Genomic DNA, 23,844 nt, shown 5'->3' on the forward strand with positions numbered 1-23,844 from the left:
CATGATTATTTGTCATGACATGCTGGATGAATAAATTAAGCTTTAATAGTAGCTAAAATTTCTTTAAATGTACTTACTACAATATCAACCTCTTCATAGCTAATTTTTAATGAAGGCTCGATACGGATTGTTTTTGAGTTAATTAATGTACCAGCAACTAGGATCCCTTTATCAAACATTCCTTTAGAAACTTCATAGCCGATTTCATCTTGATGGAACTCAATTCCAATCATTAAACCTTGACCACGAATTTCTAAAACTTTGTCTTCATGTCCTTTTGCTGCTTCTTTTAATTGATCTAAGAAGTAAGCCCCAACTACTTCCGCTCTTTCAGGTAATTTTTCTTCAAGTAGCACACTGATTGTAGCAATAGCAGCTGCACATGCTAATGGATTTCCACCAAATGTTGTTGTATGCATGAATGGATTTGGGAACCAGCTTTTGAATACTTCTTCTTTTGCAACTACTGCTCCAGCCGGCATAACTCCGCCGCCAAATGCTTTCGCAAGACAAATAATGTCTGGAACTACTTCATATAGTTCAGCAGCAAACATTTTACCAGTACGGCCCATACCTGTTTGAACTTCGTCAAAAATTAATAATGATCCATATTCGTCACATAGTTCACGAACTTCTTTTAAGTAGTTTGGAGGAGGAAGAATAATTCCACCTTCACCTTGAATTGGCTCAAGTATAACTGCTGCAACATCTTCGCCTACTAAAGAGCAAGTTTCAAATGTTTTTCTCATCATATCAATGTCACCAAATGGAACATGACGGAATCCAGGAATTAACGGTAAAAATGGTTTACGGAACATGCCTTTTGCAGTACCTGATAAAGAACCTAAGCTTTTTCCGTGGAATGCACGTGTAGTTGAAATAAATGTACTGCGTTCACTATACATTTTTGCAAGTTTTAAAGCTGCTTCTACACTTTCAGTACCACTATTTGTAAAGAATGAGTATTTTAAATCACCAGGTGTAATCTCTGCTAAAATTTTAGCAAGCATTGCACGTAATGGATCTAATAAATCTTGGCTATGAAGTGCCTGTCTTTTTAACTGATCCGTAACAGCCTTTACAACCTTTGGATGACGATGCCCAACATTATAAATTCCAAATCCACCTAAACAGTCAATATATTCTTTACCATTTACATCTTTAAAGCATGAGCCACTATCAGACCATTCAACAGATGCAAATTGTCCGCCTTCAGTAACAGTTTTGCGGTAAGCAAGGAACCCTGGATTTACGTGCTCTCTAAAACCATCAACTGTTTCCTTTGTGATCCATGCAGCGTCTTCTTCTGTAACAGTCTCTTTTTCTATTAAACTTAAAACCTTATTAATGTACTCGGTTACATTTTTTTCTTCACTTTTTAATTCGTTTTTTAAATTGATACTCATTTTGTTCACTCCTATAGTCGTTTTATTTATTTTTTTCTTTCCTATATGTCTCTTCTTATAACTGCCTAAAATTATTCTGCAAACCATCCAATTGGTTCAACTTGTAGGTTAATGTTAATTTGCTTAATTTCTTGGAATTCCTCTAATCCAAATGTACCTAAGCTGCGTCCTACACCACTTTGTTTGTAGCCTCCCCAAGGTGCTTCATTATAAGTTGGGTGGTAGGAGTTAATCCAAGTAATGCCTGAACGTAACTTTTTGATCACTCTTAAAGCTTTCGCTCCATCTTTACTAAATACTGCACCTGCTAAACCATAAACAGTTCCATTTCCTAGTTTTATTGCTTCTTCTTCAGTTTTAAACTTTTGAATACATACAACAGGGCCAAAAATTTCTTCTTGAACGATACGCATAGTTTGTTCAACATCTACAAAAACAGTCGGTTCAACAAAGTAACCTTTTTCTAAACCATTTTTTTCAATGCGATTTCCACCACATGCAACTCTTGCGCCTTCTTCTTTACCTATTTGTATATAACTTAAAACTTTTTCTAAATGCTCTTTGCTTACAAGTGGACCCATTTCTGTTTCAGGTGCATCTCCAGGACCAACTTTAATTTTCTCAGCACGCTCTACAAATCGCTCAACAAAGCGATCATAAATTGATTCTTCAACTAAAATTCTTGATCCAGATGAGCAAACCTGGCCTGAACCTGCATAAATTCCGAATAAAGCATAATCTACAGCCGTTTCAAAATCTGCATCAGCAAAAATGATATTTGGAGATTTCCCGCCAAGCTCAAGCGATACTTTTTTCATCGTATCGGCCGCTGTTTTCATGATATGTTTACCTGTTTTTGTTCCACCTGTGAATGAAACCATATCTACATCAGGATTTGAAGCGATTTCATTTCCAACTACCGGCCCTGCACCCATCACCATGTTTGCTACACCGTGTGGAAGACCAACCTCTTCAAAAATCTCAAATAATTTCTTCGGAGTAACTGGTGTAACTTCTGATGGTTTGTAAACAACTGTATTACCTGCCGCTAGTGCTGGTGCAAGCTTCCAAACACTCATTAATAATGGGTAGTTCCACGGAACAATTAATCCACATACACCAATTGGTTCACGAACAACCATCGCTTGCATAGGATCTGCTACATGATAAGTAAACCCATCCGGCTTTGTAATTAACCCCGCATAATAACGGAAGCACGCTGCTGCATCAGCTACATCGAAGCCAGCTTCACGGTTCGGTTTCCCATTATCTAAAGTTTCAAGTTTCGTTAATTCTTCTTGGTACTCTTCTATTTTGTCTGCAATTTTAAATAAATAAGTTGCTCTTTCTTGAGCAGATAAATCAGACCATCTTCCATCATTGAATGCTTTACGAGCAACATCAATTGCTACTTTCGCATCCTCAACCGTTCCTTCAGGAGCATATGCAATGATTTCTCCATTTGCTGGGTTAATAACAGGGCGTTTCTCATGATTGCTAGAATCTTTCCATTCGCCATTAATAAACATCTTTAAATCAATTGTTTTAAATTGAACATCGACCATTGTATATAAACCCTCCTTAAATTCTTAACAATTTAATAGTTTGCAAGAACCGTGCCAACTTCAATACACCTAATTTATAAGGGTTTTACTTCAATAACCTGTACATTGTTATTCAATTTTGCATAACACTATTACACTTTGCATAATCTTTAAAACTCTTAAAAAATCTACGATAATTAAACGTTTTTAAAACTATTTCTGTAAACCGACATATTAAGAAAATTCATTGCATAGGCTAGAACACCATGAAAGGAGGAAATATTATGTTGCTTGCAGGAACATGCATTGCAGTAGGTCTCATCATCATATTCATGGCATTTAGTCTCTCGAGGGATCAAGTTAGTATGACTGAAGTAATTAATAGTAATGTTGAAAATATAGGGGATTTAGAGAAATAAAAAAAACGCACTTTGTGCGTTTTTTTATTTAAATGACATAAAGTCACTATTCATATCTTTTTCATTCATTATTTTTTGATACTTACGACTAACCGAGGACTGACTAATGCCTAAAACTTGTGCAGCCTTCGTTGTTGTTTTATATTGCTTCATCGCAAGCACGATGAGCTGCTCTTCGACATAATCAATTGCTTCTTGAAGAGGAATTACTTTATTAATTACAGGCTTTGATTTATTAAAGTCATAGCTATTTGGTAAGAATTGATTAACATCCTCTGCATTAATAATTTGATCTTCAGCAGAGACAACTAATCTTTCTATGATGTTTTGAAGTTCTCTGACATTACCTGGCCATGAATAAAATTCTAATACGTTAATTGCATCTGGTGTAAGATGAAAACTCTTATTATATTTTTCATTTAATTGCTGTAAGAAATGGAAAGCTAATAATGAGATATCTTCAATTCTTTCTCTTAACGGTGGAATATTTAAAGGTATAACATTTAGGCGATAATACAAATCCTCCCTAAATGTACGTTCTTCAACCATTTTTTCTAATCTTTTATTTGTAGCAGCAATAATTTGCACATTTACTTTAATTGGCTTTGTACTTCCAACTGGAATTACTTCTTGTTCTTGAAGGACTCTAAGTAGTTTTACTTGTAAATGCAATGGCATTTCACCAATTTCATCTAAAAATAAAACGCCTTCATCTGCTTGCTTAAAATAACCGTCCTTATTTTGATCTGCTCCTGTAAACGCTCCTTTAATATAGCCAAAAAGCTCACTTTCCAGAAGATTTTCAGGTATTGCACCACAATTTAGCTTTAGAAATGGTTTTGAAGAACGATTTCCTAACTGATGGATCGCCTGTGCAATGACTTCCTTTCCTACCCCGGACTCTCCATGTAGTAATACAGTGGAAGAAAAGTCAGCAATCTTTTTTGCTTGATTAAGAATTTGCTCCATTTTAGGGCTACAATAAATCAGTTTTTTAACAAAACGATCTTTGCTTTTAATATCTTCAAGTTCTTTTTTATATTGCTCAGAAATCTTCTTCATTTCTTTTAATTCAGTTTTAAGGCGTGAAGTTTCCGTAATATCTCTAGATGCAATAATAATACGTTCAATCTCCATATTCTCGTCAAAAACCGGATTTCCTACAGCAAGTACTTTACGTCCATTTATTGTTTCTTGAACGATAGATACTTTTTTCTTCTTTTCTAAAACTAATTTTGTAACTGATGGTGTAAAAAGTCCCTGGTTTCCAAATTCTAAGATACTCTTCCCAAGTAATTCCTTTAAATCTACATTCCAAAATCCAGGAATTATATTCTCACTGTAACGAATTAGTTCTCCTTTACGGTTTACTACAAGGATTTCATCATAAATACTCGATAAAATAGCATTCAAATCTTTATTTAAATCCTTAACGTATTCAATTTCAGAGGCCATTTCTTCAACCATTGGGAGATCTTGTACAACAATAATTACTCCTTCAACCTCGTTATCAACGAAGATTGGGCTATAATCGACAAGAACGCCTATATCATCATTTATTTGGATTTGATTAAGAATTGTTTTACCTGTATCAAATACAATTTCAACTTGTTCACCGCTAAAAATAGTTTCTGCTTTTGTATTAATTACTTTTTCGGATGTTGATTTAATCATTTTCAACCCAGCATCATTGCAATTTACAATTACTTTATTTTTATCTACTACAAACGTTCCCATTGGTATCGATGTTAAAATGCTCTTTAATAAATCCACACTTTTATTTTCTTGTTTGAATAGCTCCGCTAATATATCTTCGCGAAGTATGTAACCCATTGGCATGTCTTCATCTTCTTTTACAATTGAGATTGGTTCACCAATAATTTGAAATAGATCCGTTAATGAAATTTGCTCACTTAAGCGATATACACTAGTAATTGATTGAGAAGAGCTAGTAATCTTTGAAATTGCTATATTTTTCTTTTTATTATTACTTTGAGTAATATTATTTAATTGAACATAACCAAAAATCTGATTTTGCCTACGTAAGAATAAAAAGGGTTCATTTATATTGGATAAATCGATTTCATCATTTTCTTTAAATTGATCGATATCTATTGTGATGACTGGTCTTATTTGTTTCTCATTTATTGATAACATTACTTTCCCCCCTTATGTCTAAACCATTATACATTCCTATTTTAGCAGAATTTTTAAATTTATCATAAAAATCAAAAATTATAATTTACTAATCTATTTAACACAAACAAAAAGAAAGGGCAGTCTCTTAAGTCTATTCGACCAGAGACACCCCTTTATTTGTTAGAAAAGATAACGCGTTAATTGAATCAAAGTTGTTATTTGTAGATCCTCGAAATCTTAATCACACTTTACTCAATCGCTAGCGGTAACAAACAAATCTTCTTTAACATACGCAAGAACCATTCCAGGAACTATTTTGTCTCCATTTGAGACCTCCAATGAAACAACTTCACCACTTATTCCTTGATGAATAACTTTTGTAATTCCATCTGTAGTTTTAATAAAGAATAAAGGCTCCCATTCATAAATTCTTGAATCTTTCTGAATGGCAGTCTCTTCAACTGTTCCATGGTAGTCACTGACAATGACTCCATAATACATAAAACTCACTCCTTTTTTTGCACATTAAGAATGTAACTATTTGCAGCGAAGAAAGTGATTCGCCGTAGTTGCAAATTTTAGTAATTAAGAATATTTGCAACTTCACCTATGTCTTCGTCTTTAAGCTTGCCAATCAGCGATCCTTCTTTATAAATAATTCCTGATATTATAACTCGCAAATGTGTTTTGATGGTAAAACCAGGCTAAAGAAATTTTGGATTTCTAAAATATCCTCTTCAGCAATACCTAATTTAGGAGCCCAATAATGTTCAGAATGAATATCTTCTAAACATAATAATGCCATTTTACTAGATTGAATTGATGTAACCATTGATTTCCCATAAAAGTGGCTTGAAAAGGCAATTGATAAATCATATCGATGGTTTTGCGTTAATAAACAATAATGGTGTACAAGCTGTCTTTCCGTTGATTCAGAAATAATATCAATCATTCTAGATCTCTCCTTTTGTTTTAGTATCTTACCCAACCTCTCAAGCGACAAGCTTCAGCGATTTTACGAATTCCTTCGATATAAGCTGCTATTTTCATGTTTACATTATATTTTTGTGATGTTTTATAAACTTTTAAAAAGCTATCTGTCATTTTTTCTTTTAATCTCTCATCTACAGTACTCTCAGTCCAATAATAACCTTGCATATTTTGACACCATTCAAAATATGAAACAACAACTCCACCTGAGTTAGCTAAAATATCGGGAACGACTAAAATCTCTTTTTGATCAAGAATTTCTAGGGCTTCTTTAGTTGTCGGTCCATTCGCTGCTTCAACAACAATCTTGCACTTCAATTTATCCGCATTACGGTTGTTAATAACTCCACTTATTGCTGCTGGAATTAAGACATCACATTCTTTTTCTAATAACTCTTGATTAGAAATCGTATTTTTAAATAGATTAGAAACAACTCCAAATGAATCGCGATTGTCTAATAGATATGGAATGTCTAAACCTTTCGGATCATAAATTGCTCCGAGTACATCTGAAACTCCAACAACCTTTGCCCCAGCTTCATGTAAGTATTGTGCTAAGTAACTACCAACATTTCCAAATCCTTGAATAATGACCTTCATATTTTTAATCTCGATTTTCTGTATTTCACTAATTAATTCAAGAGCATAAAATACTCCTTTTGAAGTTGCCGTTTCACGACCTACTGAACCCCCTAAAGTTATAGGTTTACCAGTAATAAAGCTTGGTGAATCAAACTCTCTAATATGGTCATATTCATCTAACATCCAAGCCATTACCTGTGCGTTTGTATACATATCAGGCGCTGGAATATCTTTAGTAGGCCCTACAATTTGACTTACAGCTCTTACATAACCTCTACTTAGTTTTTCTAGCTCATTCATACTTAATAGTCTTGGGTCACAAACAACCCCACCTTTTGCTCCCCCATAAGGTAAATCAGTAATACTGCACTTTAAACTCATCCATCCAGCTAATGCTTTTACTTCCTCTGGCGTTACATCAGGGTGAAATCTGATTCCCCCTTTTGTAGGTCCTAATGCATCGTTATGTTGAGCTCGATATCCTTGAAATACTTTTGTCTCACCATTATCCATTTGAACGGGAATACTAAATTCTAAAAATCGCATTGGTGTTTTTAGAAAATCAAACACTTGACTCGGATAGTTCATTATTCCGATTGCTTCATTTAACGTTTCTCTAAACTCCTGAAGGGAATCATCTATTTCTACCTGTTCACTACTCTTTTCATTTTGTTCTACTTTAGTTAATTTTGAGCTCATTTTCTACACCTCATTAGTTATTTTAAAAATTTAATAGCAATTCCTGTGCCAACTTGAATTCATTTCATCATTTTGTGAAGTGATAAATAGACAAAAGCTTATAAGAAAGCCAATTACAAGACCTTCGTATATTTTTTTAAACGATCCTATTTATTGTTTTTTCCTTCAATAACCTAATTCGATCCATTAGTAAAAATATGATTGAATGCATGAATTATTCAATTTTGCATTAATCATTATTCAAAATTGAATTACTTAAAATGCATTTCAAAGAAAAGGGAAATGCGAACTAAATATTCCAGAGTAGACACAAAAAAAGTCACAAGGAGTGAATTTCCTTGTGACTTTTCTTCATTGTGAGGTTACTATACAGCAGCCTCTTCTTCATATTTAGGAGGTGCAATTTGGAATGCCTTAGTTAAGTAAATTAAATATAATAATCCAACGACGAACCAAACTGTTCCCATGATTAACGAGCTTTTTTCAATGTTAAACCATAGGATTGCTACAGAACCGGCTCCAATTAAAGGCAAAAGCAGGTAGGAAAAGAAGCCTTTGAATGATCTATGCTTTCCTCTAATGAAAAAATGGTTAATGACTGATAAATTAACAAAAGTAAATGCCATTAATGCTCCAAAGTTAATTAATGAAGTGGCTGTTACCAAGTTGAAAAAGATTGCTGATAACGAAATCACACCAACGAAAATTACGTTAAATGCTGGTGTTTTCCATTTTGGGTGAATAAATCCGAACCATTTATCTGGGAAAACCTTGTCACGCCCCATTACAAATAACAAACGTGAGACACTCGCATGTGACGCCAATGCAGAAGCAAGTGTATTAATAAAAGTAATGCATAAGAAAATTGATTGAAATAGTTTGCCACCCACATAGAGTGCAATCTCTGGTGATGCAGCATCTGGATGCTTAAATCTAGATATGTCCGGATAGTATAATTGAATAAAAAATGATGTAACCGTGAAGATTACTCCTCCCCAAAGAGCTGTATAGAGAATCGCTTTAGGAATTGTTTTCGCAGGATTTATTGCTTCTTCTGATAAAGTTGAAACAGCGTCAAACCCTAAAAATGAGAAGCAAAGGATTGTTGCACCGGTTACTAATGTACCAAAATGCATTCCTGCATTAAATAGTGGTTTGATGCTGAATCCACCATATCCTTCCCCATGATGTAAACCTTGGATTACTAGAATGATAAAAACAACCATAATCACAAGCTGGACTAATACAAAGAAGGTATTAAAGTTCGCCAGCATATTTATACTTCTTAAGTTTAAGAAAGTAACTAGTCCTACAAATCCAACTACCCAAATCCAAGTTGGAACACTTGGAAACAGTGCATTTAAGTAAATTTTAGTTAATAAAGCATTTACCATAGGAAGGAACAAGTAATCTAGTAAAGATGACCATCCAACAAGGAAGCCTAAGTGACCACTAATCGCTTTCTGGGTGTATGTATATGCAGACCCAGCTTCAGGAAATACTCTTACTAATTTGCCGTAGCTAACAGCTGTAAATAACATTCCTATTAGAGCTACTATATATGCACTTGGTACGTGACCATTAGTTACATCAGAAACAATTCCAAATGTGTCGAAAACAACCATAGGGGTCATATAGGCTAACCCCATCATAACTACTTGCCATAACTTTAAGGATCTTTTTAACTGTGTTTTATTTTCCACCTATCATATCCCCTTCGTTTTTTAGATTAAGCGCTTACATCGAAATTACTACTTCCTTATAATTCTTATTTTTCCGACAGAAACCTCCTTTTTTTGAATATTTAAATAAATCTTTTTTTAGAATTGCAAGTTTTATGCCAAAATATTAATTTTTTGTAAACGTTATAAAGAACAGCTACAATTGCATTGAAATTATTAAGTATTAATAGAAAAAACGAATTTCCTATCACTAAAATCTACTTTTATGATCAGCCTGGTCGTTATTCAGTCCTGCATACATTATTCAAGACCTCATAGGATTTACTTCTCTTTTTATACGAATCTCTAAAAATACTCACATCTATTAGACTGGCACGGAAGTTGCATTGTTAACGATAAACTATCACTCTGCCCAATTTTAGGTACGAGAAAAATAAGTAGATTTTTTACCCGATCGATAATAAAACTTTTAGTTAATCTAATCGGACTAACTACGAGTTTAATTATAAGAAAATTCTGTAAATATATTCAAATTTGGAGGAGATGATTTATGAGTAAACAAGGTATTGATTCAGATGCTTTACAATCGTTTAACTACAAACAGGAATTACAGCGATCATTAAAGTTTTTTAGTTCATTTGCAGTTGCATTCTCGTTTATCTCAATTACAACTGGTATTTTTAGCTCTTATAGTCTTGCTTTAGGAGCAGCCGGACCTGCTGGAATTTGGACATGGCCATTTGTCATGGTGGGCCATTTACTTGTAGCATTAATATTTGCAGATTTATCGAGCAAAATTCCTTTAAGTGGCTATGTATACCAATGGGTTAGCCGTTTAACAAATCGGGGATTTGGTTGGTTTACAGGTTGGGCAGCGTTATGTTACTTAATTATTGTTGTACCTACTGTTGATTATGGTGTAGCACCAATTTTTCTTGATTTAATTGGTATTAAGAGTACTACTACAGTTCTTACAACCGTCGTATTAATTACAATCGTTATACAAGCATTATTAAATATTTACGGAGTAAGGATCGCTACAATTATGAATAATTCAGCTGTCTATACAGAAGTAATCGGATTTATTGGCATTATTATAATTTTAAGTTTTGTCTTATTTTTCAAAGGAGCAGATTTTTCATTATTAACTTACACTGCTCACAAGGTCGGCTCAAATGGGAGCTATTTAACAGCATTTGTACTATCAGTCGTAATGGGCTCTTATACATTAGTAGGCTTTGAAGCAGCGGCAAATTTAGCAGAAGAAACAGTTGATGCTAATAAAACCGTACCTAAAGCCATCGTTTACTCAATGTTACTTGCAGGTGTAATTGGATTTGTTTTCTTAATCATTGTTACTTCGGGCATTAAAGATATTAATAGTATCATGGCTTCTGCTTCCCCTATTTCTGATATTTTACAATCACGTTTGGGCACTGCAGTTGCTGACTTCTTTCTTGCATTAGTAATTGTGTCAATTTTTGCTTGCGGATTAATTATTATGGCTTCTGCTTCTCGACTTATTTATGCCCTTTCAAGAGACAATGTGTTTTTCGCTTCAAATGTGTTTAAAAAGGTAGATAAAAAACATAATGTACCGTACAATGCGATAATTTTAGTTTCTGTATTAGGCATTATTGCCGTATTCTATTTTGGGAAACTATCATTATTAATAGGTACTTCTGCGGCACTTCCGGCCATAATTTACTTAATCACTGTAATCGCATACGCTACTAAAATTAAGACCTTACCGGATACAGATGGTTTTAAGCTAGGAAAATGGCGACTGCCTGTTACGATTCTTGCGATTATTTGGTTAGTATTTGAAGTTGGTATTTTAACGCTACCAAAAGAATTCCTACCAACTACTAAAGTTATCCTTTACTTATTTCTTGCTGGAATTGTTATTTACTGGGCTCTATTCAGATCTAGAATACAGGAAGGGAAAATTGGTATTAATTTAGAGAAGGATTTAGATGTGTAAAGTATGAAGTTATAAAATAATAGATTAATATAAAAATAACGTACATATTCATTTACAAATATGTACGTTATTTCTTTTATCTTTTAATTAAGTTGTTCCCCGTTAGTTTCAATAACATTTTGATACCAATAAAATGATTTTTTCTTTTTGCGCTCTAAAGTTCCACTTCCATCATCTTGTTTGTCTACATAAATAAAGCCGTAACGTTTAGACATTTCACCTGTAGACGCACTTACTAAGTCAATGCATCCCCATGGAGTGTAACCCATCAGTTCGACACCATCCTCGATCGCTTCACCGATTGCCTCAATATGACTACGTAGGTAATCAATACGGTAATCATCGTTAATCGAACCATCTTCTTCAATTTGATCGTATGCTCCAAGACCATTTTCTACGATGAATAGTGGTTTTTGGTAGTGGTCATATAACTGATTTAATCCAATGCGCAGACCAGTTGGATCGATTTCCCATCCCCAATCACTTTCTTTTAAAAATGGATTTTTAACGCCACCAACTAAATTACCTTGGCTACTTTCTTGGTTCGTTTTATGTTTTTTCTCAGTTCGTGACATATAGTAGCTTAGCGAAATGAAATCAACTGTTCCTTCCTTAATGATTTCTAAATCACCATCTTGAATATCTAAATTGATATCATTTTCTTTCCAGTAGCGTTTTGCAAATGCTGGATATGCTCCTCTAACTTGAACATCACCACAGTAGTTATTCCAAAGGCGAGACTCTTGTAGAGCATACATCACATTTTCAGGGTTTGAGTCGTAATTATAAGTTGGTACATACACAAGCATACAACCAATTTGGCTACCTGGAATGATCTTGTGACCTGCTTTTACAGCTAACGCACTTGCTACAAATTGGTGATGAAGTCCTTGGAAGCTATCCTGCAATTGTGTTTCTTTACTTTCAGGTGAAAAACCAAGTCCTAATAGTGGTAAATGTGTTGCACCATTAATTTCGTTAAAAGTTAACCAGTATTTTACTTTGTTTTTATAGTACTCGAATAATGTTGTTGCATATCGATTAAAGAATTCGATTACTTTACGGTTACGCCAGCCACCATATTCTGTAATTAAGTATAATGGAATTTCGTAGTGAGAAATTGTTACAACCGGTTCGATATTATATTTTTTCAATTCATCAAACACACGGTCATAGAAAGCTAAACCTGCTTCGTTTGGTTCTATTTCATCGCCTTTTGGAAAGATACGACTCCATGCAATACTCATACGATATGTTTTAAATCCCATTTCTGCAAAAAGTGCAATATCTTCTTTATAACGATGATAGAAATCAATTCCATCATGATTTGGATAGACATATTTTTCTTTATTTATTTTAAAATCAAATCCTGGTTCTTGAATGACCTTTAATCTTACTTTTCCTCCAGGCATAACATCTGCTAAATTTAACCCTTTTCCACCTTCTTGGTAAGCACCTTCTAATTGATTGGCAGCAGTTGCTCCGCCCCATAAAAATCCTTTAGGAAATGAATAGTTTTTTGTCATAATGTTCCCCTCCACAATTTTTATTAAAAGATTCTGACTGCTGACTTAAAATCAGACAGTCAGAATCGTTTTCTAAATTAACCACAAATCGTTAAAAGTGTTTCATTTTCTTTAACGTTTTCTTTATTTACTGCATTAATTTCTACATAATTAGTACTATTAGTAATAATGACAGGAGTTGTAACCTCATAGCCTGCTTCTTTGATTTTTACTAAATCAAATTCAACTAGTAAGTCTCCAGCTTTCACGACATCACCTTGGCTAATGTGTGCTGTAAAAAATTCCCCATCTAATTTAACTGTGTCCATTCCAACATGAATTAGAATTTCAATTCCATTTTCAGATGTAATGCCAATCGCGTGCTTCGTTCTAAATAAAGTTGTAACAACACCATCTACAGGAGAAACAACTTTACCCTCTTGAGGTTCAATGGCAATACCTTTACCTAAAGCTTCACTTGAGAATGTGGCATCCTTAACATCAGTTAAAGGTACAATTTTTCCTTTTATAGGACTTACTACTTCTTGAATACGGTTTAGATCAACGTTTTTTACTTCATTTACTACTTTTTCTTCCTTTTTGTCTTCTTTTACTTCTACATCCTCGAAGCCAATAAAGTATGCTGCGATTGTACCTGCGATAAACGCAATCGGGAGACCGATCAACGCATAAACAAATGTTTCACCAATAAAGAAAGGAATTCCTGGAAGGCCAGCGTTACTAGGAATAACGTAAAGTTTTACGGCCATCAATGCATAGTAAGCTCCACCGATTGCTCCACCTACTAAAGCCCCAATGAATGGTTTTTTAAGTCTCATATTTACACCATACATCGCTGGTTCTGTTACACCCATTAAAGCTGTCATACTAACTGAAAGTGCTAATGATTTAAATGATTTATTTTTTGATTTTAAGAATACTGCAAAAGCCGCTCCAGCTTGCCCCATATTGGCCATAAACATTGCTGGAAGAATTGTATCGTATCCTTTTGTGCTTAAGTTTCCAACTACAATTGGAAGAAACGCGTAGTGCATCCCAGTCATAACGATTAAAGAGAATGTACCTCCAAGCAGAAGCCCTGCAAAAATACCTGTATGAGCATATAGGAAAGTAACACCTTTAGAAAGACCACTACCAATGAATACACCTAATGGACCAACAACAATTAAAGTGATCGGAACCATTACTAATAGAGTAATAGTCGGTACAATAATTAGTTTAACCATGCTCGGAGTTACTCGATCAGTCCATTTTTCTACATAAGATGCAATCCAAATGGCCAATAAGATCGGAATAACGGATGAAGCATATGTTACAGCCGTTACAGGAAGACCGATAAAGTGTACTGGTTTGCCACTACTTAATAACGCTGTAATAGATGGATGCATAATCGCTCCAGCGATCGAAACTGCAACAAATTGATTGGATCCAAATTTTTTCGCTGCACTAAAAGCAACTAAGAACGGTATGAAGTAGAACGCACCGTCTCCGATCGCATTCATAATGATATACGCTTGGCTTTTATCTGAAATCCAGTGGAATGTCAAAAGAATAGCAAGAATTGCTTTGATCATACCTGCTCCAGTGATTGCAGGTAATATTGGTGCAAATGTTCCAGATATTACATCAAAAATACTTCCTATCCCTTTTCCTTTAGCCTTTTTATTACCATCTGAATTACTAGAATTAATATTGGCAATTTTATTTATTTCATCAAATACTTTTACAACATCGTTTCCGATGATTACTTGAAACTGAGTGCCGCTTCTGTTTACCCCCATAACACCATCAATTGCTTCGATTTTAGCCTTGTTTTTATCTGCAATGCTATCGTCGTTCAAATTAAATCGAAGTCTAGTAATACAATGAATCAAATTGGTTATATTTTTTTCCCCACCGACTAAATCTATAATCTCACTTGCAGTTCGCTTATAATCCATAAATACCCCTCCTTAAATTATGGAAAATTCCAAAAATAATTAAGACATCTTTCAATTTGTTATTTTAGTAAAATAAAAAACCTAAACTACAGGTGTATGTAAAAATCATCATACACTCTTGTAATTTAGGTTTTGCCTGCATGACCAGTAACAATCCTGAATTTTGTTATTTAATTTTTAATTAAATACAACGATATGTAAACTGGCTCATCTTGAGTTCCCTCGTCCGGATCAAAAGTGTCCCAAGAAAACAAAAAACCTAAACTGCACGCCTCTTAAAAAACATAAGAGACGACAATTTAGGTTTTGCCTGCACGACCAGTAACAATCCTATAAAATCGGATGTATTTAATTGATAACTTGATATTATCACTGTAAATCAACATTGTCAACGCTTTCATCAAAAAATTAATTTCTATTTACAACGCGAGCAAGATGAATTGTTAGATAAAGTTTTTCTTCTGTGCTTAATTCATACTCATATTTTTTTAGAACAAAATCTTTAATTTTTTCTGTACAAACAGAGGAATCTTTATATTTCTCTTTTATTGTATTGAACAGAAAATCTTCCTCATTATTTAAATATGTCTTACTAAAAATCCTTTGAGCAAAAAATTTAAGATGTGTGACAAAGCGATAATAGTTTAAAGATTCCTCATCAAACTCCATTTTAAAATGATATTTTACAATAGTTAATATTTCTTGAATGAACTTTGTAATATTTACAATATTTGTCATTTCCTCATTCAATTCCGCGTTTACTACATGCAAAGCAATAAAACCTGCTTCATCCTCAGGTAAACGGATCCCTGTTTTTTGCTCAATAATGTTTAATGCATGCTTCCCAACCGAAAATTCTTCCTTATACAGTCGTTTTACTTCCCAAAGTAAAGGATTCTTGATTTCCAGCCCATTTTTCTGTCTATATAAGGCAAAATGAATATGATCTGTCAGAGACACATAAATACTTTCACTTAATTTTTTTCCCAATGTCTCTTTTGCAAAGCGGATAATTTCATCTGATAGTTCCATATATTGTAAGGGAATTTCTTCAAGCAGCTTCTTAAAATGCTCAGATAAATCCTTGTTATCCAACTTGAAAACCTTTTCAATCAGTTGCTCATCAACAGGATCACCTGGTTTTTTCTTAAAGGCTAGCCCTCTCCCCATAACAACCATTTCTTTATTTTGCTCATTCAAAACGCTCACTACATTGTTATTAATCACTTTATGGATGATCATCTATCTCACCTCTTTTGCGTAGGATTATTTGCGAAACTATTTATTATTCCTATACTATATCTTCTTATTTTACAGGTCAATTTTACTACATCTATAGATAAAAAAAACCTAAATAACCAATGTCTAACATTAAGACATTGATTATCTAGGTTTTGCCTGCATTGCAGTAACAATCCTTTTACATATAAGATACAGATAATTATAAAAAATATCATATTTATAAACAAGTTATTTTTATTTTTTGATTCTGTAAGAGTATAAGATTGCTATATACACATAAAGACCAGTGTACTTTTTACTATTTTGCTCTGCTAGTTTATTCCAAATTCTTCAGATGGAAGAATGACTGAGTACTCTCTGTTGTCTGTTACAAAAAAACTTTTACTTAAAGGATACCGAATTTTCAGATAAAAAAGGAGATGCTAATTCTAATAAGAATTACATCTCCAAACAATTTCTCTTCAATTAAAAGCAAGATCTTTTAATCAATTAAAATATGTCGTTCACGCTCTATTCTCCAAATCACACTCATTAAGCTGAACAATTTTTGTTCTTTTTATTAGTTTATATCCAATCCATAAAACAAGGAATAATGGCAACCCTATATATGAAACAAGTACACCGTTCCAGTCAATTGCTTTGCCCATAAATGCTGAATAATTTTGTCCAAGAATAACGACCCCACATAGTACGAAAGCAAATATCGGTCCGAACGGGAACCACTTTGCTTTATACGGTAGGTCATTTAAATCCTTCCCTTGTGCTACGTAGGCTTTACGGAATCGATAATGACAAATTGCTATTCCAAGCCAAGCAATAAAACCAGACATACCTGAAGCATTCAGTAACCAAACGTAAACAACTCCGTCACCGTATAGTGAAGCTAAAAAGGCTAATGTACCGACTGCCGCTGTAATGATTAATGCATTAACAGGTACACCTCTTTTATTTAACCTACCTAATGCTTTTGGAGCTTTTCCTTGACGAGCCATATCCCACAGCATTCGAGCTGAAGCATACATTCCTGAGTTTCCTGCTGATAAAACAGCCGTTAGGATAACTGCATTCATTACAGACGCTGCAAATGCAATGCCAGCTTTATCAAAAACTAGCGTAAATGGACTAACAGCTACATCTCCACTTGCTAGATTATGATTTGTATAAGGTATTAGTAGACCTATTACAAATACAGATAATACGTAAAATAATAAAATACGCCAAAATATTTGGCGAGCCGCACGAGGAATATTTCGCTCTGGCTCCTCGCTCTCCCCAGCTGCTATCCCTAATAACTCGGTACCTTGGAAAGAAAATCCAGCTGCCATAAAAATTCCAAGTGTCGCCATGAACCCTCCATGAAACGGAGCATCACCAACTGTAAAGTTTTTAAACCCTACTGCTTCTCCACCAATAATGCCAAAAATCATTAAAAATCCCGAAATTAAAAAAATGATTACTGTAACAACTTTTATAATAGAAAACCAGTATTCAGATTCCCCAAACCCTTTAACAGACAGATAGTTTAACAGAAAGATAATAGCTAAAAATAATGAACTCCATAAAAGTGAGGATGTATGTGGTAACCAGAATTTCATTACCATTGTAACTGCAGCTAATTCAGCTGCTATAGTAATTGCCCAGTTATACCAGTAATTCCAGCCAAGTGCAAAACCAAGTGCAGGATCAACGAATTTTGTTGCATATGTACTAAAAGATCCGGCAACTGGCATATATGTAGCCATCTCAGCAAGGCTTGTCATTAAAAAGTACACCATTATTCCAATCGCTATGTACGCCGCGAGAACACCACCTGGTCCTGCATTATGGATTGCACCTCCACTTGCCAAAAATAGACCTGTTCCAATTGTTCCTCCTAGTGAAATCATTGTAATATGGCGTGGTTTTAATCCACGCTTTAACTCTTGAGGCATAGAAGGAATATGATTCTCAGAATCAATGACTGTAATTGTGTTTACCGTATTTTTCATTAAAATACTCCTTTTCAGTCGTTTTTTGGATTCGATAATTTTCTGCTTTTTTTCAAACATCCATCGGTTGTTTAGGAAAAGTTTGAACATTAGAGAAAATGAGAAGCGAATGGTCGCTTCTCATTTCTTATTTGGAAAAGTCAAAATAATTCCTCTTTAATAATCTTTCTTGCTCGATCAACCCATTATATGAAGTTGATTTACCAAGCAGCTTAGTATCGATTAAGTATAATTGCTCCTCAATCGCACTAACAGTATCATCTATTTGATATGTTATTTTACAATCTAAGCAAATGATACATGGTGTTTCTTTAATCTCAATTGCCTTCGTACCATCAGGAAGTTCCCAGTAGACCGTATTTGTTGATTCAACTATGTTAGCTGATTCACACCACTGACATTTCATCATTCAGCGTCTCCTTGCGCACTTCCTACTAGCTTTTCACTAACTTGGATTTTTGTAATCTGTGCTTGGAATTTCTTTTCTTTTAATTCGTCGCGTTTATCGCGCTTATCTTTCAAAGAAGCATGCTCTGGGTTTGTTGCATATGTTTTACGAACTTCCATACGTTGTAAACCTTCTGGTACAAGATTGAATTTTGTTTCATTCATTAATCCTGCGATTCCTGCATTGGAACGCTTTTCATCCATATTAGGATAAATTTCTTTAAAGTATGCTTCTGCTCTACCTGGTACGTAATTTTGTGGTTCTGGATAAGTAGTAATTACACCTTCAAAATTACGAAGAACAACTTTATCAGCACTTTGAGAAATTAAGTAATTTGGTTGAAGAGAAATTTTTCCTCCACCACCTGGTGCATCTACTACAAATGTTGGTACTGCATATCCAGAAGTATGGCCGCGTAATCCTTCCATAATTTCTAAACCTTTTGAAACAGGCGCACGGAAGTGTCCAATTCCTTCTGATAAATCACATTGATAAATGTAATACGGACGAACACGGATTTTAACTAAATCATGCATTAGCTTTTTCATAATTGGTACACTGTCGTTAATTCCAGCCAAGATTACGGCTTGGTTTCCTAACGGTACACCAGCATTTGCAAGCATTTCACAAGCTCGTTTCGATTCCTCTGTAATTTCAATTGAAGTATTAAAGTGAGTATTTAACCAAACTGGATGATATTTTTTTAAGATATTACAAAGATTTTCAGTAATACGTTGTGGGAATACTACAGGTGCCCTAGTACCAATACGGATAATTTCCACATGTGGAATTTCACGTAAATTTTTTAAAATATACTCTAAAATATTATCGTTAATTAAAAGACCGTCCCCACCTGAAATAAGTACATCTCGTACTTGAGGATTGTTGCTAATGTAATTAATAGCAGCATCAAGTTGTTTCTTTGGCACTCCCATTCCAATTTGTCCTGAGAAGCGACGTCTAGTACAGTAACGACAGTACATTGAGCATTGATTTGTTACTAAAAATAGTACACGATCTGGATAACGATGTGTTAAACCTGGTACAGGAGAATCTTCATCCTCATGAAGAGGGTCCTCTAAATCATACTTAGTTTTATGAATCTCCGCAGAGATCGGAACTGATTGCATACGAACTGGACAACGTGGGTCATCCGGATTCATTAACGATGCATAATATGGGGTAATGTTTAGTGGAATCGTTTTTGTCGCGATTCGTACCCCATCTTCTTCGTCTGGCGTGAGGTTAATAACTTGCTTTAACTCATCCAGTGATTTGATGGTGTTTGTAAGTTGCCAAACCCAATCATTCCATTGTTCTTCTGTTACATCTTTCCACAATTCAACTTCTCTCCAATGTCTTTTAGGTGCATAGACTGCATTTACCATACTTACATCCCCTTTCAAATTGTTTGTTTTAATATATAGCAAGAGCCGTGCCAAAAATTTACAAATATTTAATAAAACCGCCACAAATATAGAAAATTCAAACTATTCATGCTGTTTTTTTATTTTTTAAAGTTAAAATCTTGAGTTATGATCTTTCTATGATGAAGCAAAAATAATAAAACCGCCTAAAATTAGGCGGCTTGGCTATTGAATGAAGTGCTAAAACTAGATTTTTATTAGCTTAAAAAGTAGTTTATACTACGATATTTAACTTTTGAATTTTATATTGAAGAGTTTGCCTAGGTATTTCAAGTAGTGCTGAAGCTTGTTGAATATTAGAATTCGTTTGTAGCAATGCCTGTTTAATAAGTGAAATTTCCATCTCCTGCATTGCTGAACGTAAAGGCTGAACTCCTTTTGTTTCAGTACTTTTCTTAATTTGTTGTAGTTGAATCGGAAGATGTTTAACCGTAAGAGTATGCCCTTCTGCCATAATCATCGCATGCTCAATCGTGTGCTTTAGTTCTCGGACATTACCAGGCCAATTATATTGGTGAAATAACTCAAATACGGTATGTTCTACATTTCGAATATTCTTTGAGAAGCGTTCATTAAATTGCTCAACAAAATGAGACGTGAGTAGCTCGATATCATAATTCCTTTCTCTTAACGGAGGTATGAACAAAGAAAATACATTCAAACGATAATACAAATCCGGTCGCATAATACCGTTTTGAACGCAATCTAAAGGTGATTCATTAATTGCAGCGATTACCCTTACATTAACTTTACGCGTCTTTTGATCACCTATTCGGCGAACAACTCCATCCTCTAGTACTCTTAGTAGCTTAGCTTGGAGCTCTAATGGCATTGAATTTAGTTCATCTAAAAACAAGCTTCCACCATCAGCAAGTTCAAATAACCCTGCTCGATCTATCGCTCCCGTATAACTACCCTTTGTCGTACCAAATAGTATACTTTCTAGTAATGATTCTGGTAAAGCAGCACAGTTTTGAGCTATAAAAGGGCCTTCACTTCTATTTGAACTATGGTGAATTGACTGGACGAAAAGTTCTTTTCCAGTTCCAGTTTCACCTACTACCAGTACTGCAGAGTCTGCATTTGCTACCTTTTCAACTTGATTTTTAACGGCCATTAATGCAGGGTCATCCGTTAATATATCTGAGATCGTATATGAGTGAACTTGTTTAGCTTTTCCTTTTTTTACTTGCGGTTTAATCCTCGCTTGTAAGTCTAATACCTTCTCACCAAGCGATTTAATAGTAGAATAATCCTTTGCAATTTCAACAGCACCGATCAATTGATCATCCAAAATGATTGGAATTGTCGTGTTAACTGTATCAATGAATTGGCCTTTAATGTTTTCATAGCGTTGAGGCTGTTGAATAATCGCTTGCTTTGTTTCTAGTACTTTCAATAAGGTACTTGTTTCTTTCGTTAAAGAAGGGAAAGCTTCTAGTACATGCTTCCCCAGAACCTCTTCAACTGAAACACCGTCATGGTCAGCCGCAACTTGATTATAAAATATAGTCATTCCATTTTTGTCGACTGCGTGAATTGATTCATCAATACTATTTAATATGGCACTAATCATTTCATTAGTTGGAATTGTTGCGTTCATTTCATAACCATCCTTTCACTGCCGAAAAGTTGGCAATTTGACGCTCATTTTTCGGCAGTTTGACATTAAAAGACTACTTTTGAAAGATCCTTCACCCATACATTCATATCTTCTAATTTATCAAAGATATAGCAGTTGTTTGCCATTCTTCCGGTATACTTATACCCTAATTGATGAAAGGCTGCATTCATCCCATATGATAATGATCGTGCTATCGTATAAGAGCAATAAACTGATTGGCTTACTAAATCCTGTTCCAACTTCTTCATTAGCTCTTTCATCAACCCATGCTTACGGTGTTCCTCAAGTGTTGCACAATTTGTTAGCTCGGCATTTCTTTGACCGAAGTCCACTTCAGCAGATGCTGCACTTACAATATTTCCATCTTTCTCATAAATCCAATAAATAGTCCCTTCATCCATCGTCTTTTCAACATAAGCGGATTCATTTAAAGGTGTAGGGTATACCTTAAAAACTTGACCATATAATTTAGCAAGTTTTTTTGAGTCATTTTTTTCAGCTCTTCGTAAAACATAACCGTCAGGAATTACTTTTTCTTTTGATTGATCACTCTTTAAAACAGCATCTAAAATGTCTTCTCCAGCAGCCCAATAAAGACTATTTCTTCTTTCTTGGCTAGCATATTTCGTAACAAAAAAGCCATCACTACCTTGAAAATAGCCTTTCAGTGCAGATTCAATCATATATCCTGATTGTAAGAAGGAATATAAATGTTCACTTCTTGCTTTAATAATTAGCTTAGTAAATTTGTATTCTTTTGCTAGTTTTTCTATTCTCTCAATTAGTAGTGATACATTCCCTAAGTAAAAATCAACTCGAATTCGCTCATTAAAATAATCTAAAGCACCTTCGAAGTAATAGTTTTCCTGTTGAACTTTAATTGTTTCATAATACTTTTTCGTTTTCATATACTCCCTCACCTTCATATTGTTGGCCCTCAACTCCACACCAGTCAATTAATGTACAGGCAATGATTTCTGCTGCTAAAAACATTTCATCTAAATCAATAAATTCATCTGGGTAGTGAGCTACTTTTGTCTCCCCTGGTCCAAAAACAATCATCGGAATATTTAATATTTGTGTAAATAAACCTCCATCAGTTCCCCATGGTGCAGCTTCAACTACTGGGTTTTGTTTCATTGTTTCAAGATAGTTTCGTTGCAAAGTTTGCACTAATTCACTATCAGCTTCAACAGTACCAGGAACCCATCTTGCTCCAAACCACTCTACTTCTACAGGATTTTCTACGAACCAATCATCAAGATTTTTAATATTATCTATCCAATTCTCAAATTCTATTTTCGCATCTTCTAATCTTTCATTTGGCGCTACTCCGAATCTTCCTTCTAAAGTCACTAGATCAGATACAGAAGATGGCCATGTTCCACCATGAATTGTTCCAATATTAATTGGAATCGGAATTGGTACTCCATCATATAACGGATCAGCTATTCGTTCATTTCGTAATTGCTCAAGTTTTTGGATTTGTTGAATGATGAGCACGCTTTTTTCGATAGCGCTTACACCTTCGTAACGAGTACCTCCATGCGCTACCTTACCTTTTACCTTAAGACGGAACCACATTGATCCTTGTTGCTTAATGAAAAACTTCATATTTGTTGGTTCAGGGATAATAACTCCATCAGCTGTATATCCTCGCAAAATTGTAGCAAGTGTACCAGCACCACCACTTTCTTCCTCAATTACACTTTGAAAATAAACATTACCTTTTAGTGTAATTCCACTTCTTTTTATTGCTTCAATTGCTAAAATTAGCGCAACATTTCCGCCTTTCATATCAGTTGCCCCGCGCCCATAAAGCTTGTTATCTACAACGGTTGCACCGTAAGGAGGATAAGTCCATTGCTGAATATTTCCTTCTGGAACAACGTCTATATGTCCATTTAAGATCATGGACTTTCCTCCGCTCGTTCCTTTAAGTGTAGCGACAATATTAGGACTACCAGTAAAACTGTCTCTTGTTGAAATAAAATAAGGATGCTCTTTCATTTCGTTTAGATCTGGTTCCCATACATCTAAATCCAATTCAAGCTCTCTCAGTTTTTCAAGGACAATCGCTTGTGCCTTACTCTCATTACCAGACACACTATTTTCCATTACTAGCTGTTTAAGAAGATCAATTATTTTATCTTTATGATCGCTTATATAATCTTGAATAACTTTTTTGTAATGACTCATCCTCT

18 protein-coding genes are annotated in these 23,844 nt (G+C 34.5%); 2 read left to right on the plus strand and 16 right to left on the minus strand.

What is annotated here, in order from left to right; genetic code table 11:
• Positions 1-35: 35 nt before the first annotated feature.
• Both ABEY15_RS04525 and ABEY15_RS04530 read right to left on the minus strand, forming a co-directional pair.
• Entirely contained in the window at positions 36-1,406 is a 1,371-nt protein-coding gene (locus tag ABEY15_RS04525; RefSeq protein ID WP_429888720.1) for a putrescine aminotransferase, read from the minus strand.
• 71 nt (positions 1,407-1,477) lie between these two features.
• On the minus strand, positions 1,478-2,971 hold the full coding sequence (locus tag ABEY15_RS04530) for an aldehyde dehydrogenase family protein (protein ID WP_429888721.1): 1,494 nt from the start codon (positions 2,969-2,971) through the stop codon (positions 1,478-1,480).
• Between the two features lie 263 nt (positions 2,972-3,234).
• Between ABEY15_RS04530 and ABEY15_RS04535 the strand changes: the two genes are divergently transcribed.
• Positions 3,235-3,369 carry a hypothetical protein gene (locus ABEY15_RS04535; protein ID WP_429888723.1) on the plus strand — a complete coding sequence of 45 codons (135 nt, stop codon included), beginning with the start codon at positions 3,235-3,237 and terminating at the stop codon, positions 3,367-3,369.
• Between the two features lie 24 nt (positions 3,370-3,393).
• On the opposite strand, the gene ABEY15_RS04540 is transcribed toward ABEY15_RS04535, so the two are convergent.
• The 5 genes from ABEY15_RS04540 to ABEY15_RS04560 form a co-directional block, all read right to left on the minus strand.
• Entirely contained in the window at positions 3,394-5,526 is a 2,133-nt protein-coding gene (locus ABEY15_RS04540) for a sigma 54-interacting transcriptional regulator (protein WP_429888725.1), read from the minus strand.
• 234 nt (positions 5,527-5,760) lie between these two features.
• Positions 5,761-6,009, minus strand: coding sequence for a hypothetical protein (locus tag ABEY15_RS04545; RefSeq protein WP_097973126.1), 249 nt, complete (start codon positions 6,007-6,009; stop codon positions 5,761-5,763).
• Between the two features lie 166 nt (positions 6,010-6,175).
• Positions 6,176-6,460: an SAV0927 family protein gene (locus ABEY15_RS04550; protein WP_429888727.1), complete on the minus strand. Its 285-nt coding sequence runs from the start codon at positions 6,458-6,460 to the stop codon at positions 6,176-6,178.
• A 20-nt stretch (positions 6,461-6,480) separates the two neighbouring features.
• Positions 6,481-7,779: a Glu/Leu/Phe/Val family dehydrogenase gene (locus tag ABEY15_RS04555; protein ID WP_429888729.1), complete on the minus strand. Its 1,299-nt coding sequence runs from the start codon at positions 7,777-7,779 to the stop codon at positions 6,481-6,483.
• Between the two features lie 365 nt (positions 7,780-8,144).
• A complete protein-coding gene (locus tag ABEY15_RS04560; protein ID WP_429888730.1) occupies positions 8,145-9,482 on the minus strand; it encodes an APC family permease in 1,338 nt (445 codons plus the stop codon).
• Positions 9,483-10,011: 529 nt separating this feature from the next.
• Between ABEY15_RS04560 and ABEY15_RS04565 the strand changes: the two genes are divergently transcribed.
• Positions 10,012-11,445 (plus strand): APC family permease, encoded by a 1,434-nt coding sequence (locus ABEY15_RS04565; protein ID WP_429888731.1) that lies wholly within the window; start codon positions 10,012-10,014, stop codon positions 11,443-11,445.
• Positions 11,446-11,528: 83 nt separating this feature from the next.
• On the opposite strand, the gene ABEY15_RS04570 is transcribed toward ABEY15_RS04565, so the two are convergent.
• From ABEY15_RS04570 to ABEY15_RS04610, 9 genes are all read right to left on the minus strand, one after another.
• Positions 11,529-12,971 (minus strand): glycoside hydrolase family 1 protein, encoded by a 1,443-nt coding sequence (locus ABEY15_RS04570; RefSeq protein ID WP_429888733.1) that lies wholly within the window; start codon positions 12,969-12,971, stop codon positions 11,529-11,531.
• Positions 12,972-13,048: 77 nt separating this feature from the next.
• The gene (locus ABEY15_RS04575) at positions 13,049-14,911 is read right to left on the minus strand and encodes a beta-glucoside-specific PTS transporter subunit IIABC (RefSeq protein ID WP_429888734.1); all 1,863 of its coding nucleotides are present in this window, start codon (positions 14,909-14,911) and stop codon (positions 13,049-13,051) included.
• Positions 14,912-15,319: 408 nt separating this feature from the next.
• Positions 15,320-16,153, minus strand: a complete 834-nt coding sequence (gene licT / locus ABEY15_RS04580; RefSeq protein WP_429888736.1) for a BglG family transcription antiterminator LicT — start codon at positions 16,151-16,153, stop codon at positions 15,320-15,322.
• A 503-nt stretch (positions 16,154-16,656) separates the two neighbouring features.
• On the minus strand, positions 16,657-18,084 hold the full coding sequence (locus ABEY15_RS04585) for an amino acid permease (RefSeq protein ID WP_429888854.1): 1,428 nt from the start codon (positions 18,082-18,084) through the stop codon (positions 16,657-16,659).
• Positions 18,085-18,268: 184 nt separating this feature from the next.
• Positions 18,269-18,547, minus strand: a complete 279-nt coding sequence (locus ABEY15_RS04590) for a YokU family protein (RefSeq protein WP_429888856.1) — start codon at positions 18,545-18,547, stop codon at positions 18,269-18,271.
• Positions 18,547-19,977: a lysine 2,3-aminomutase gene (ablA, locus tag ABEY15_RS04595; RefSeq protein WP_429888738.1), complete on the minus strand. Its 1,431-nt coding sequence runs from the start codon at positions 19,975-19,977 to the stop codon at positions 18,547-18,549. Before ablA ends, ABEY15_RS04590 begins: the two co-directional genes overlap by 1 nt.
• A 253-nt stretch (positions 19,978-20,230) precedes the next feature.
• Positions 20,231-21,619: a sigma-54 interaction domain-containing protein gene (locus ABEY15_RS04600; protein WP_429888740.1), complete on the minus strand. Its 1,389-nt coding sequence runs from the start codon at positions 21,617-21,619 to the stop codon at positions 20,231-20,233.
• Between the two features lie 65 nt (positions 21,620-21,684).
• Positions 21,685-22,548 (minus strand): putative beta-lysine N-acetyltransferase, encoded by an 864-nt coding sequence (ablB, locus tag ABEY15_RS04605; protein ID WP_429888742.1) that lies wholly within the window; start codon positions 22,546-22,548, stop codon positions 21,685-21,687.
• Positions 22,526-23,839: a peptidase gene (locus tag ABEY15_RS04610; RefSeq protein WP_429888744.1), complete on the minus strand. Its 1,314-nt coding sequence runs from the start codon at positions 23,837-23,839 to the stop codon at positions 22,526-22,528. The genes ablB and ABEY15_RS04610 overlap by 23 nt, the downstream gene beginning before the upstream one ends.
• Positions 23,840-23,844: the final 5 nt, after the last annotated feature.

This window comes from Gottfriedia acidiceleris, from assembly GCF_050457485.1.
Lineage (GTDB): Bacteria > Bacillota > Bacilli > Bacillales > Bacillaceae_G > Gottfriedia > Gottfriedia acidiceleris_D.

Coding starts and splice junctions, on each gene's coding strand:
- ABEY15_RS04530 (WP_429888721.1), bottom strand. CDS start 2,971: ATGGTCGATGTTCAATTTAAAACAATTGATTTAAAGATGTTTATTAAT.
- ABEY15_RS04525 (WP_429888720.1), bottom strand. CDS start 1,406: ATGAGTATCAATTTAAAAAACGAATTAAAAAGTGAAGAAAAAAATGTA.
- ABEY15_RS04585 (WP_429888854.1), bottom strand. CDS start 18,084: ATGCCTCAAGAGTTAAAGCGTGGATTAAAACCACGCCATATTACAATG.
- ABEY15_RS04545 (WP_097973126.1), bottom strand. CDS start 6,009: ATGTATTATGGAGTCATTGTCAGTGACTACCATGGAACAGTTGAAGAG.
- ABEY15_RS04590 (WP_429888856.1), bottom strand. CDS start 18,547: ATGAAATGTCAGTGGTGTGAATCAGCTAACATAGTTGAATCAACAAAT.
- ablA (WP_429888738.1), bottom strand. CDS start 19,977: ATGGTAAATGCAGTCTATGCACCTAAAAGACATTGGAGAGAAGTTGAA.
- ABEY15_RS04600 (WP_429888740.1), bottom strand. CDS start 21,619: ATGAACGCAACAATTCCAACTAATGAAATGATTAGTGCCATATTAAAT.
- ABEY15_RS04565 (WP_429888731.1), top strand. CDS start 10,012: ATGAGTAAACAAGGTATTGATTCAGATGCTTTACAATCGTTTAACTAC.
- ABEY15_RS04550 (WP_429888727.1), bottom strand. CDS start 6,460: ATGATTGATATTATTTCTGAATCAACGGAAAGACAGCTTGTACACCAT.
- ABEY15_RS04610 (WP_429888744.1), bottom strand. CDS start 23,839: ATGAGTCATTACAAAAAAGTTATTCAAGATTATATAAGCGATCATAAA.
- ABEY15_RS04535 (WP_429888723.1), top strand. CDS start 3,235: ATGTTGCTTGCAGGAACATGCATTGCAGTAGGTCTCATCATCATATTC.
- ABEY15_RS04555 (WP_429888729.1), bottom strand. CDS start 7,779: ATGAGCTCAAAATTAACTAAAGTAGAACAAAATGAAAAGAGTAGTGAA.
- ABEY15_RS04575 (WP_429888734.1), bottom strand. CDS start 14,911: ATGGATTATAAGCGAACTGCAAGTGAGATTATAGATTTAGTCGGTGGG.
- ablB (WP_429888742.1), bottom strand. CDS start 22,548: ATGAAAACGAAAAAGTATTATGAAACAATTAAAGTTCAACAGGAAAAC.
- ABEY15_RS04570 (WP_429888733.1), bottom strand. CDS start 12,971: ATGACAAAAAACTATTCATTTCCTAAAGGATTTTTATGGGGCGGAGCA.
- ABEY15_RS04540 (WP_429888725.1), bottom strand. CDS start 5,526: ATGTTATCAATAAATGAGAAACAAATAAGACCAGTCATCACAATAGAT.
- licT (WP_429888736.1), bottom strand. CDS start 16,153: ATGATCATCCATAAAGTGATTAATAACAATGTAGTGAGCGTTTTGAAT.